9 protein-coding genes are annotated in these 12,697 nt (G+C 42.9%); 5 read left to right on the plus strand and 4 right to left on the minus strand.

The window, feature by feature from the left end; translation table 11 throughout:
* Positions 1-256: 256 nt before the first annotated feature.
* The 3 genes from rpoH (at position 257) to AB4135_RS14570 (ending at position 5,177) form a co-directional block, all read left to right on the plus strand.
* The gene (gene rpoH / locus AB4135_RS14560; protein ID WP_371994003.1) at positions 257-1,111 is read left to right on the plus strand and encodes an RNA polymerase sigma factor RpoH; all 855 of its coding nucleotides are present in this window, start codon (positions 257-259) and stop codon (positions 1,109-1,111) included.
* Between the two features lie 260 nt (positions 1,112-1,371).
* On the plus strand, positions 1,372-4,548 hold the full coding sequence (locus tag AB4135_RS14565) for an NAD(P)-binding protein (protein WP_371993979.1): 3,177 nt from the start codon (positions 1,372-1,374) through the stop codon (positions 4,546-4,548).
* A gap of 155 nt (positions 4,549-4,703) precedes the next feature.
* The gene (locus AB4135_RS14570; RefSeq protein WP_371993980.1) at positions 4,704-5,177 is read left to right on the plus strand and encodes a DUF1801 domain-containing protein; all 474 of its coding nucleotides are present in this window, start codon (positions 4,704-4,706) and stop codon (positions 5,175-5,177) included.
* Positions 5,178-5,275: 98 nt separating this feature from the next.
* On the opposite strand, the gene ggt is transcribed toward AB4135_RS14570, so the two are convergent.
* Positions 5,276-7,027 (minus strand): gamma-glutamyltransferase, encoded by a 1,752-nt coding sequence (gene ggt / locus AB4135_RS14575; RefSeq protein WP_371993982.1) that lies wholly within the window; start codon positions 7,025-7,027, stop codon positions 5,276-5,278.
* A gap of 179 nt (positions 7,028-7,206) precedes the next feature.
* On the opposite strand from ggt, the gene AB4135_RS14580 reads away from it, so the two are divergent.
* Positions 7,207-8,418 carry a GNAT family N-acetyltransferase gene (locus AB4135_RS14580; RefSeq protein ID WP_371993984.1) on the plus strand — a complete coding sequence of 404 codons (1,212 nt, stop codon included), beginning with the start codon at positions 7,207-7,209 and terminating at the stop codon, positions 8,416-8,418.
* 46 nt (positions 8,419-8,464) lie between these two features.
* On the opposite strand, the gene AB4135_RS14585 is transcribed toward AB4135_RS14580, so the two are convergent.
* The 3 genes from AB4135_RS14585 to AB4135_RS14595 all read right to left on the minus strand — a co-directional run bounded on the left by AB4135_RS14585 (position 8,465) and on the right by AB4135_RS14595 (position 11,533).
* Entirely contained in the window at positions 8,465-9,085 is a 621-nt protein-coding gene (locus AB4135_RS14585) for a LysE family translocator (protein WP_371993986.1), read from the minus strand.
* Between the two features lie 184 nt (positions 9,086-9,269).
* Positions 9,270-10,310, minus strand: a complete 1,041-nt coding sequence (gene hppD / locus AB4135_RS14590) for a 4-hydroxyphenylpyruvate dioxygenase (RefSeq protein WP_371993988.1) — start codon at positions 10,308-10,310, stop codon at positions 9,270-9,272.
* Positions 10,311-10,372: 62 nt separating this feature from the next.
* Positions 10,373-11,533, minus strand: coding sequence for a homogentisate 1,2-dioxygenase (locus AB4135_RS14595; protein WP_371993990.1), 1,161 nt, complete (start codon positions 11,531-11,533; stop codon positions 10,373-10,375).
* 154 nt (positions 11,534-11,687) lie between these two features.
* On the opposite strand from AB4135_RS14595, the gene AB4135_RS14600 reads away from it, so the two are divergent.
* On the plus strand, positions 11,688-12,587 hold the full coding sequence (locus tag AB4135_RS14600; RefSeq protein ID WP_371993992.1) for a LysR family transcriptional regulator: 900 nt from the start codon (positions 11,688-11,690) through the stop codon (positions 12,585-12,587).
* The last annotated feature ends 110 nt before the right edge of the window (positions 12,588-12,697 follow it).

Here is a 12,697-nt window from a genome sequence, read left to right on the forward strand (position 1 = left end):
TCCTACCTTGCCATTTTTTATTGAACTATATATTGTTTTTTCTTTTTATATCAATTGCTTGATGTGGTTCTGTTGTGGTTTTAGCTATTGGTTATGTATTTTTTATGTATCGTTTCCCAAGTTCTTTAAACTTCCTCACCATATTCGACACGGCAAAGCTCAACGAGATTGGCTTGCCAATTACTTTTATTCTTTATTGGTGTTTCTTGCGTCAGCTAAATCTGTTGAGCAGGGCACAATATGGCTACAAATCTATATGGAAGGTTTACATATGTCAGCATCTAATTCATCAAGCGTAGATAGTTACATTCAATTTGCTCGAAGTATTCCGCGTTTAGACGCTGAAGCAGAGCGTGAACTCGCAAAACGCTATAGTGAAACTGGAGGCAAGTATTACTTGGATAAGTTGAGTACTTCACTGCTCGGCTTTGTGCTTCATATAGCAAAAGGATTTAAAGGCTATGGATTACCTTTTGAGGATCTAATCCAAGAGGGAAATATAGGGTTACTAAAAGCGGTAAAGAAATTCGACTACCGCGCAGGAGTCCGTTTATCGACGTTTTCTGTACATTGGATAAAAGCCGAGATCTGTGAGTATGTATTGAAGAACTGGCGACTAGTCAAAGTTGCTACTACTAAAGATCAGCGCAAGCTATTTTTTAATCTTCGAAGTCACAAAACCCATCAGGGTTGGTTTAGTAAGCAAGAGGCAATCGCACTTGCTGAAAAGCTAGATATACCAGTCGACACCGTTGAAGAGATGGAGGCAAGAATGGCTGCACGTGATGACAACTTTGATGCAACACTTAATGAAGATGGAGAAGAGGGCGCTCAAAAAGCGTTTGTTGTCGATGAATCGTCAGATCTTGCGGAGAATATTGAACAAGCGCAATGGCAACAACATAACAAGTCAAAACTTATGAATACGCTGGAAACGCTGAATGAGCGTAGTCGTAATATTGTTCATTCTCGTTGGCTAGCCAACAAAAGAAGCACTCTTTCTGAGTTATCTGAAACTTATGCCGTGTCAGCTGAAAGAATACGTCAGCTAGAAAAAGAAGCATTTGCAGCCATTAAGCAAGCAGACGAAAAACTAATGCAGTATCACTAGCCTTAAGTAGCCAAACTGTTTTAACTATATAGATGAGGCGGCAATTGTGATTAATGATTGCTGCCTCGCTAATATAGTGCTTAAAAGTGAGAACCTTGTGTTCTTTACTTATGTTCAATGGGTTAAGGAGATACTGACAAGCATTCAACGTTGTTATTTTTTGATAAATAAATTAGCTTACTGGGAAGTTTGTTTTCTAAAAAGCCCGAGCAGCAAAGTACGGGCGAAATCACTACTCTTTACCAGCAAGGATCTAGGCAATGGACGCTCAACGCCCCAACTTCATCTATCCCCCCGGCTCAATGTTAATGCACTCGCCACTCATTTTAAGTAAAGCAGATATGTACGGCTTTTTTATGAAAGGAAAAATGGCCAACCTACAGTGCTCTATTGATAAGTGCCTCAATCAAGTGGCAGGTAGTACGATGTACTTTAAAGTACTTTCGCCGTATGTGTTAACCAGTTTTACTCGGGTTGATAAAGCCTACTCTAAATACCCAGAAGATAGAGACAAGGGCTGGATCCAAGAAACAGACATTGTTACTTGGGTCATGGTGGGCCGCCAAAATAGCAGTGACAGTGATGATATCAGCCATGTCTATTTTCACCCGCTGCATATTTTTGTTAATGACGCCATGGCACTCATTAATGGACGTGAGTTGTTCGGTTACCCTAAGTACATGTGTGAATACGAGATGCCTGAAGTTGGAGAACCGCTAACTAAGCTCAGCCTTTCTGCTAAAAGCTTTAAGCATTTCTCACAAGATAGTGAATTGGCAATGCATCCGTTATTAAGTGTTGACTGCGAAGCCGCTGAAGAATATCAGTTATCAGCTCTTGAGGCAATTGGGCAAACTTGGGATCTATTCAAAGCACAGACCGACTTTATCCCAGAACTCGATAAATTGGGCGAGCAGCAGTTATTTAGTTTGTTATTTAAACCTGCTATTGACCAGGTATTTTTAAAGCAACTACCTGACAGTGCAGGCGATAAAGCCGTTTACCAAGCAATTACAGCAGCGCCGGCTAAAGTCAATAAAGTGCACTCTATTTCGCTATTAGAAAATGATTTGCTAGCGACTGTGTTTGATAATGCCTCTTTTTCATTTAAAGAGTCGTTAGGCGTTGAACTAGGTGAACAAAATGTATTGCTGCCTTACCACGTTAACTTTGACTTTGAAGTTCCCCAAGGTGAAGTATTAGTCGATAACTCAACCCTAAAGAAAGAGAAAATTGCCATTTTAGGCGGCGGTGTGGCGGCAATGACTGCTGCGGCGTGCTTAACTGAGCAGCCCGGTTGGCAGAACCGCTATGAAATTGATGTTTATCAGATGGGTTGGCGAATTGGTGGTAAAGGCGCCAGTGGACGTAATGCTGAAAAAGGTCAACGTATCGAAGAGCATGGACTGCATATCTGGTTTGGTTTTTACCAAAATGCCTTTAATTTGATGCGTAAGGCTTATGAAGAACTCGATAGGCCCGCTGGTACCCCGCTAGCCACTTTCTTAGATGCCTTTAAACCACATAATTTTATTGTGTTGCAAGAGGATGTTGGTGGTGAATCAGACAGTTGGCCAATTCAGTTTCCTGAGCGCAGCGGGATCCCTGGAGATAGCACTGAAATATTAACGCTTTGGAAAGTCGTCAAGGCAGCCTTTAGCTGGATCCGTCATTGGTTAACTGAGATGGATGACTTGCTTGATGCCTTGGAAGAGGAAGACACCGCTAAGACGCAAGAGTCAGCCAGACCGGTGCACTGGTTTAGCCGCGAATGGTTTGAAGAACTAAATGACAAAATAGAAGACTCGATAGATGACGCTAAAGAGAGCTTGTCGTCACTGGTCGATAAATTAGAGTGTCATTTTAACCAGATGATTGGTAAAGACTGTGATGCTCACCACCATGATACCGAAGATGAAGGTGGATTTGTTGAATCTGCGGTGGATGCCTTTAGATCCCGCTTAGAAGAGCGTTTTGTCGACAAGCTAGAGACTAATGATGAACTGCGTAGATTATATATTGCAGCTGATCTGGGTTTAACCATCTTAAAAGGCATGTTCGTTGATGATGTATTTAAGCATGGCTTTGATGTTATTAACGATTATGACTACCGTGAGTGGTTAACTAAGCACGGTGCGAATCAAACCTTTACTGTTGATTCTGCGCCAGTGCGTGGTTTTTACGATCTGGTGTTTGCCTATGAAAAAGGCAATTTTGATAATCCTAACTTGGAAGCCGGTACCATTATCCGTTCAATGATGCGGATTGCACTGTGCTACCAAGGCGGGGTGATGTGGGAGATGCAGGCTGGTATGGGCGATACCGTCTTTACGCCTTACTATGAAGTGCTTAAACGTCGTGGAGTTAATTTTCACTTCTTTAATCAAGTCGACAATTTAGAGTGTGTAAACCACAGTATTCAGGCGATAGAGATCACAGAGCAAGTGGCACTAAAGCAGGGCGTTGAATCGTACTCGCCACTTGTTGATGTTAAGGGGCTTGATTGTTGGCCAAGCCAACCTAAACTCGAAGAACTCGATGAAACGCAAGCGCAATTGATTAAGCAACATGATGTAAATTTGGAGCATTTCTGGAGTAATTGGCAGGAGGTTTATCAGGCCCATTATGGGCAGCCATTGCCTAAAAAGCGGCTAGTAAAGGGTAAAGATTTTGACAAGGTGATATTTGGTTTGTCTATTGGCTCAGTGCCTCATGTGGCTAAAGAGGTCATGGAGCAAAGTGAAGTTTTAAGGAAAAGTGTTGAGAAAGTAAAAACGGTTGCCACGCAGGCTTATCAACTGTGGCTGGATCAAGATTTAGCGGGCATGGGCTGGCCTTTAAGGCCTGATAATGGCGAAGAGCCTGTATTGTCTGGGTTTACTGAACCGTTTGATACTTGGGCGTCGCTAACGCATTTGATTAAGATGGAAGACTGGCAGGGCGTTCAACCCAAAAATGCGAGCTATTTTTGCTCTGCACTACCTGTTGAGCATTACCCGCCAGCGTCTGAAACTGGTTTCCAAGCTCATAAAACATCAATAGCAAAAGCGGGTGCCATAGGGCAGTTAGATAACCAAATCTATAAGCTTTGGGATAATGTGCCAGCTCCAGGCAGCCAATCAGCGGTGACAACTGGCGGATTCCCTTGGCAGTGGCTTCATGATGAAAACGATGCGACTGGAGTCGCTAGATTTGATAGCCAATACTGGCGCGCTAATGTTGATCCTTCTGAGCGTTATGTGATGTCAGTAAAGGGCAGTACTCAATACCGAGTCGATACTGATGGTACCGGTATTGATAACCTGTTTGTGACTGGTGATTGGATTAAAACGGGGATTAATGCAAGCTGCGTTGAAGCGGCAACCATGGCGGGAATGCAAACATCTCGAGCGATATCTGGCTACCCTGAAGTCATTAAAGGTGAAAAAGACTTTTAGTCTGTAATGAGTAGCACAATCCCGTATAAAGGGCAGAGCGTTCGCTTTGCCCTTTTTATTACACTGTTAATGTTTGCAGCTACACTATTTAAAGAGATTGGCATTGTTATGGTTATACTCATGCCGATTGGTATTATTAACAGAGAGGGGCAAAGATGGCTGAGGGCGTTGATACTGCAAAGAAAAAGACGCAACCTGTAACAAGGTTAGTGAATAAGCCATTAAAGACACAACCTAACAGTGTGGATGCTTCTCTGTTTCTAGAACAGAAACTCTCAGGTCAAAAGCTTGAAGATTGCCAAGCACTGCTGCAATTGTTTTCCACTGTATCCAAACAACCTGCTGTCATGTGGGGTAGCATCATAGGTTTTGGCCAGTATCACTACCGCTATGCTTCTGGTCGTGAAGGAGATTGGCCGATAACGGGTTTTGCAGCAAGAAAAAATGATATCACTATATACCTTATGAATGGTTTTGGTGATTACCAAGAGATTCTACCTAAGCTTGGTAAACATAAAACCGGTAAGTCATGTTTATATATAAAGCGGTTAAGTGACGTAGATTTAGTTGTATTGACTGAATTGATCAGCGACTCAATTGCCAAAATGAAAAAACGTTACCCAGAATGAGCTTGGTAAGGATTTCTCCCTTCAAAAGATGCGCTTCCATGAATGATGAAAGCGCATTGTTGCTAAAGCTTATCTGATAATCGGTGCTAGTCGTTAATTTAGTAACCTATGGTCGCACTACCTGCTCGACGTGGATCTGATGAGCCAAATATACCTTGTTCAGTCACCATGATTGATTGAGTCGAACCCATAGAGTTATTGACCTTTACCTTATGACCTTTCTCCTCCAACAGCTGACGAGTATCGAGGTTCAACGTATGTTCCACTCGCAATACATCAGGCAACCATTGATGGTGAACTCGAGCGGCATTGGTCGCTTCAGCGATGTTAAAGTCATGGTCAATCACGTTCATAATAACTTGCAAGGTCGTGGTGATAATGCGAGAACCACCAGGACTACCAGTAACGATATACGGTTTACCGTCTTTCATTACGATAGTCGGGCTCATGGAACTCAATGGTCGTTTTCTACCCTCAACAGCATTAGCCTCACCACCGATTAAGCCAAAGCCGTTGGGCACTCCAGGTTTTGCGGAAAAGTCATCCATTTCATTGTTAAGTAATATGCCAGTGCCTTTGGCAACTAAGCCTGAACCATAGCTAAAATTAAGGGTATAAGTATTGGATACCGCATTGCCCCATTTATCCACCACAGAATAATGGGTAGTTTGGTTACTTTCATAGGGCGCGAGTTTACCGGGTTTAATTTCGCTGCTAGGCGTAGCCCTATTCATGACAATTTTTTTTGAGAGTGTTTTGGCGTACTCTTTATTGGTCAAAGCATCAACCGGCACATTAACAAAGTCAGGATCGCCCAAATACTCACTGCGATCGGCATAGGCCCGCTTCATTGATTCAGTCATTAGGTGCAAAGTGGCGGCGCTGTTGTGGCCAAGTTTTCCTATCGGATATTGCTCTAACATATTGAGCATCTCGATAATATGGATACCACCTGATGAGGGTGGCGGCATAGAAACAACTTGATAGCCGCGATAATTACCCGATACAGGCTTTCTTTCAATAGCTTGGTATTGTTTTAAATCATCAAGGGTCATTATGCCACCGGCGGCTTTAACTGCTGCGACGATCTTTTCGGCCGTTTCACCTTGATAAAATCCTTTGCTGCCCTGTTTTGCGATTAACGACAATGAATTCGCCAATTCTGGTTGTTTTAAGATTTCACCGCTTTGGTAGTCAGTGTTATCTTTTTTGTAGAAAATCTCTCTAGAGCTTGGCCATTGGGCAATACGTCTCTTTAACCCTGATAGTGAAGAAGCTAAATCAGGGGTAACGACTATGCCATTTTTAGCCAAATCGATTGCAGTTTTAGTGACCTGAGCCATGGTCATCGTGCCGTACTGCTTTAGTGCGAGTTCCATCCCCATCACTGTCCCAGGTACCCCTACAGCCAGACCATGTTCGCGGCTAAGCTTTTTTACTGCGTTACCTTTCTCATCTAGAAAAATATCTTTGTGCGCCTTAGCTGGAGCCATTTCTCGGTAATCAATTGCGATAGTCTTATTTTGCTCTGCTAGATGTACCAACATAAAACCGCCGCCACCAATATTCCCCGCTCTTGGTAAGGTGACCGCTAGACTAAAACCTACCGCGACGGCGGCATCTACCGCATTACCGCCTTGCTCAAGTATTGCTACACCCGCCTGGGTTGCTAATGTTTCTTGGCTAGCAACCATACCGTGTTTAGCCCAAACTGGGTGAGCGGTAGCCATATGGCTATAGATAGATGTCTCGGCAGCACTAACCGATAGCGGTGCACTGGCGGTTAGTGTTAGAGTCGTGAGGGGGATTGCCATCGAAATAGCAAATGCTAAGGCCTTAAACGAGCGCATTTTCAATCCTTTGTTTATTGTCTGTAGAGGTTGATTATCTTGGGGGAAGCCCCGTTCAACTCTTAAATTAGACTAGCAATGTGCCGCTTATCGGGTATAAATGCAATAGCGATAGATTAATCATCTATATTGATGGTTAGATTGAAAGTGCCTAGATATCAAGGGAGAGATTAAAGAGTTTGGATAAGCAGCAAGCCAAAGAAAGCACAAGCCTAAATAGTGATTTTCAGCTCAGGGCTGAATTTGTTGAAAGTATTGATGCGGTCAGTCCTAAAACTTGGGACCGATTAATGGATGATAATAACCCATTTAATAAGCATGCTTATTTGGCAGCTCTGGAGCGCAGTGGCTGTGTTTGCCAGCGAACAGGCTGGCAACCATTACATCTTGTTGTGTACCATCTAACTGATATTGTCGCTGTAATGCCCTTGTATATAAAAAGTCATTCTTATGGTGAATATATTTTTGATTGGGCCTGGGCTGAAGCGTACGAAAGGCATCAAATTCCTTACTATCCAAAGCTTGTCTCTGCAATTCCATTTACCCCAGTTACAGGCAAACGAATTGGCATCGCCGCTGATCTGCCTCTGCAAATTGTTTACGATGCAATTACGCAGGTGCTTAGTGATATTTCGATAGAAAACGGTTTCTCTAGCTGGCACTGTTTATTCCTCCCTCAAGCGCAGTTCAGCAATATGTCTCAAGTTAATACCGCTGAGAAAGCATGTTTAACGAGGCTGAGTACTCAGTTTCACTGGCACAATAGAGGGTATAAGGATTTTGATGGTTTTTTAATATCATTGACCTCGCGTAAACGTAAAGTCATCAATAAAGAGCGCGCTAAACTAACGCCACATAATTTGAAATTTGAGTTTATTGCTGGCAGTGATACCACGGCAGCAATGTGGCAAAGTTTTTACGCCTGTTATAGACAAACCTATGCAAAACGCTCAGGGCATGCGGGCTACTTAAATCTAGCGTTTTTTGAGTCGATGGCTAATACCATGCCTGATAATGTGTTGCTGCTATTGGTGCAAGATACGCAAGGGCAGGTCGTCGCATCAGCACTGTATTTTAAGTCTACAACTCATCTTTACGGTCGCTATTGGGGGAGTTTGGTCGATATCGACGGCTTGCACTTTGAAGCTTGCTACTATCAAGGGATTGAATACTGCATCACTGAGAAACTACAAGTATTTGACGCTGGTGCGCAAGGTGAGCATAAGGTGGCTCGAGGGTTTGAACCTATCGCCACTTACTCAACTCATGAGATCACGCATCCAGAATTTCGCAGCGCTATTGAAAGTTTTACTCTGCAAGAGGCTGACAATATTAAGATCTATATGCAACAACTCGCCAGCAAGTTGCCTTATCGACAAGCCGCTGATTAAGCCATTAGCAAAGGTTTTTAGTTTGGAAGAACAGCGGGTTGATTGTTCAACCCAGTGCCAACCAAAAACCGACGCCTATCATTAATGAGCCGGCAATGCGGTTCATCCATTTGATATTATCACCCCGACTCAAGAATATACGCAGGCTTTTACCGCCAGTGGCGTAAGCTAACATGCTAGTAAATTCGGTAAACATAATGATCCCCAGTAGCGCAGCCAATTGTGGTGCTACTTCTCGCTCGACATTAATAAAAGGTGGGAGAAGAGATACCATAAATGCCCAGCCTTTAGGGTTGGCAATGGCGGTAACAAAACCTTGGGTCATCAGCTCAAGGTTTCCGACACTTGGGACTGTGAGATCATCAGTTAACGCCATTTTACCTTTTGAGCGCCACATGTTGATCCCTATATAGCCAAGGTAGGCACCGCCAACCCATTTAAGGACTGCAAATACATCAGGATAGTTGAGCATGATACTGGCAACGCCCATAACTGCAGCAACGGCTACCAGCGCAACTCCCACAAGTTCACCGGCCATCATCCATAAAGTTCGTTTAACACCAATGCTCATGCCTAATGTCATTGCCAGTGTCATACACATACCAGGGGTAATCGACACAAAAAAGAAGGTCGGCAGAAATACGGCGAGTAGTGCAATATCGGGCATGAGGTGGCAGATCTCTTAAGTTAGAATACTCAGGGTCAGTCTTGAGACTGAGCGCCATTGTAGAGAAGATAACTGCAGTTGCAAATCGAAATTTAGTGAACGCTAGGTATAAAAAAACCAGCTTAGTCATTTTATAGACTTAAGCTGGTTTATTCAGCGAGAAAAGCGGGTTACAAGCTATTGTTTAGAGCACACCACGGCGCTGCTGATCACGTTCAATTGATTCGAACAAGGCTTTGAAGTTTCCTTCACCAAAACCAAGGTTATTTTTACGTTGAATTATCTCAATAAAAATTGGCCCAAAAAGATTTTTGGTAAAGATCTGTAGCAGATATCCGTCTTCATCACCATCAACCAATATTTGGTGATGCTTAATACGGTCATGATCTTCGCTCACTTGTGGCAGTTTCTCAAAGATAGTGTCGTAATATTCAGGGATGATATCTAAGGTCTCAATTGAAGAGCCTTCCATTGCATCTAATGAACCAACAATGTCGCGACTTCTAAAGGCAAGATGCTGAACACCAGGGCCGTCGTACTCACGCAAGTACTCATCGATTTGGTTTTTGTCATTGCCTTTACCTTCATTGATTGGAATACAGAAGCTTCCATCAGGAGAGCGCAGAGCATATGACACAAGTGCTGTTTGAGAACCTTTAATGTCAAAGTAACGAACTTCAGTGAAACCAAAGATATCTTTATAAAAGTTTGACCAATGCTCCATGGTACCTTTGTAAACATTGTTAGTTAGGTGATCAACTTCAATAAAGCCTTTTTCTTGGGTGATGACTTGCTCAGCTAAATCTTCAAAGTCAGTGGCGTAAATATTATCTGACTCACCGAAAGTATCGATAAAGTAGATAAGGCTGTCACCAATACCGTAAATAGCAGGATATGGCATATCCTTAGCATCGTCAGCAGCAGGCTTTGCACCACGTGCGACAGCGCCTTCAAAAGCAAACTGTGCATCTTCAACACGCCAGCCCATTGAACAAATTGCAGGGCCGTGACTTTTAGCAAACTCTGCAGAAAAACCTTTACGTTCGGTATTAAGCAGGAAATTAATATCATTTTGCTTGTAGTAAAGGATCTCTTTAGATTTCGACTTTTTCAGTAACGAAAAGCCAAAATCAATAAATACCTGATGCATATAATCTTGCTCAGGAGTCGCGAACTCAGTAAATTCGATACCGAGTAAGCCTAGTGGGTTTTGTTCGCTTGCCATTGTTATGTCCTTTATCAATTCTTAGTCGCCATTACGTTGATGGCTGTTGCTCTTGGTTAAGTTTAACTTTCAATCCAAGAACGGTTGTAGTCGATGCTCATGCAGTTTTTTACATGTTCAGTCAATTTGAGTGGGGCGAATGTATCGACCATCACTGCGTATTCGTAGGTTTCTGTTTTGCCTATTGAGGCTTCTGTTTTTCCTGGTTGTGGTCCATGAGGCACACCTTTTTGGTGTAAAGTCATATAACCGGCTTCGATACCTGTGCGGCTCATAAAGTCACCGTCGACATAATAAAGCACCTCATCACTATCGATATTTGAGTGGTAATAAGGCGCCGGGATCGATTGTGGGTGGAAGTCATAAGGGCGTGGCACAAAGTTGCAGATCACAAAATTATGTGCGGTAAAGACGATATGATCTGATGGCGGTAGGTGGATCTTACCCACTTTGGGTGCGTACTCTTGAATATTGAACGCCCAAGGGTAGACACAGCCATCCCAACCGACGAGATCAAACGGATGCCACTCTAGAGCGGTTAGCTGATACTTGTCGCCAAATTTACACACTAATGAGAAATTACCTTTCTCAACAATCGCCTCTTGCAAAACTGGGGTGCGAATATCTCGTTCGCAATAGGGCGCCGATTCGAGCATCTGTCCATATTCATTGCGAAAGTGTTTTGGAACTTCAACCATGGTCGAAGACTCAATAACGAATAGACGAGCAGCCTTATAATCATCAAATTTAAGCTGATAGGTGGTCCCTCTTGGAATGATGAGGTAATCCCACTTTTTTACTGCTAATGCGCCATATTCACTTAGTAACGTCCCTTCGCCTTCGTGAACAAAAATGACTTCATCGGCATAAGCGTTACGATAAAACTCGTCGGTATCTTCAGTCACTTTAGCTGTATACATAGCAACATCGTTATTGAAGAAAATTTTATTGCGAGCATTGAAGAAGTTGCCCTCACAATCAGCTTGTTTAGTATCAAGCTTATAATTTTGAATCAACGAGTCTTGCCAGGCTGCGCCGTGACTTAGGCTATACGGGGCAACTTCAAGTGCCTTTGTTGGCATATTGTGGTGATATTTATTCGAATAGATATTGGAAAAGCCATGGGTAGAGAATAGCTCTTCACGATAAAGCTCCCCATTGTCTTTTTTGAATGTGATATGGCGCTTGGTAGGGATCTCTCCCTGCTTCACATAAAATGGCATACTGGCTTTCCTTCCTGTGTGCGTTGGCACTTATTCAAATAATGTGATCTTGTTATCAATTTAGTTGCTAACAACCGCAAAAAAAAGAATAATAATTAACCTAACTCAATCTAATTTTTAGATGGTATGTTTGTGTTTACGCTAGGAGAACAATATGCGCATTGATGTCGACGCATTTAAAGTGCTGCAAGTGCTGGTGGAAGAGGGCAGTTTTGCTAAGGCTGCCGAACGATTGCATAAAGCGCAGTCTGCGGTGAGCTACCAAGTTAAGAAGCTAGAGCAACACCTAGGTGTAAACCTTTTTTGTCGCGATCAGTACCGTGCTGAATTAACACCTGAAGGTAAAGTTATTCTGGCTGAAGGGCAGAGGCTGCTGCAGTATCTGACTAATATTGAGCATTTAGCCAGCAGGTTCAGTGAAGGTTGGGAGCCAAAGCTTGAGTTGGTGGTTGATGGTGCGCTGCCAATGAAACCTATTATGCGTGCGCTAAAAAGAATGGCTGAGCAGCAGATCCCCACAAAAGTGCAACTTAATATGGAGTTTTTAGGGGGAGTTCAAGAACGTTTTGAACGCGATAGTGCTGATTTAATGTTGGTAAAGGATTATCGAACTGGCCCCAATTACCGGCCTCAGCCTTTGCCTGAAATCACCAGTATATTAGTCACAGCGGCTAGTCATCCATTATCTAGTGAGAAAAATATCAGCCTGTTTGAATTGCAGCGACATGTTGAACTTACTATTGAGGACTCCTCACCAGAAAAGTTGCATCGTGATGAGTTGCAATTTGGCGGTGATAAAGTGTTCTACTTGTCTGGCTTTATTATGAAGAAGAATGCGCTGCTAATGGGGCTAGGGTTTGGCTGGATGCCTGACTTTCTGATTGCTGATGAGCTTAATAGCGGTCAATTAGCTGAAGTCGATTTTAGTGGTGGCAATCGTTTTAGTTTTACACCTCAGCTAGTATCAACGATGGAACGCCCGCTAGGGAGAGCTGGTCGATTATTTACCGAATTGATTATGGAAGAGTTTAAAACTGAAGATATCAGCCACTGAAGGAGATAACTTAGTTGTTCCATTTTTAAGAAAGCATAGCTAGGGGCTGTTGATCTTTCGAGCTTATTTTTTGTTCGAATTCAATTATTTTAGTACAAGGCTTGAGCGAT

The sequence above is a fragment of the Shewanella sp. 10N.286.54.B9 genome (genome assembly GCF_041468565.1).
In the GTDB taxonomy this organism is placed as follows: domain Bacteria; phylum Pseudomonadota; class Gammaproteobacteria; order Enterobacterales; family Shewanellaceae; genus Shewanella.

Excerpts from the sequence above, each read along its gene's own strand:
- AB4135_RS14600 (WP_371993992.1), top strand. The coding sequence starts at position 11,688 with ATGCGCATTGATGTCGACGCATTTAAAGTGCTGCAAGTGCTGGTGGAA.
- AB4135_RS14565 (WP_371993979.1), top strand. The coding sequence starts at position 1,372 with ATGGACGCTCAACGCCCCAACTTCATCTATCCCCCCGGCTCAATGTTA.
- hppD (WP_371993988.1), bottom strand. The coding sequence starts at position 10,310 with ATGGCAAGCGAACAAAACCCACTAGGCTTACTCGGTATCGAATTTACT.
- rpoH (WP_371994003.1), top strand. The coding sequence starts at position 257 with ATGGAAGGTTTACATATGTCAGCATCTAATTCATCAAGCGTAGATAGT.
- ggt (WP_371993982.1), bottom strand. The coding sequence starts at position 7,027 with ATGCGCTCGTTTAAGGCCTTAGCATTTGCTATTTCGATGGCAATCCCC.
- AB4135_RS14570 (WP_371993980.1), top strand. The coding sequence starts at position 4,704 with ATGGCTGAGGGCGTTGATACTGCAAAGAAAAAGACGCAACCTGTAACA.
- AB4135_RS14585 (WP_371993986.1), bottom strand. The coding sequence starts at position 9,085 with ATGCCCGATATTGCACTACTCGCCGTATTTCTGCCGACCTTCTTTTTT.
- AB4135_RS14595 (WP_371993990.1), bottom strand. The coding sequence starts at position 11,533 with ATGCCATTTTATGTGAAGCAGGGAGAGATCCCTACCAAGCGCCATATC.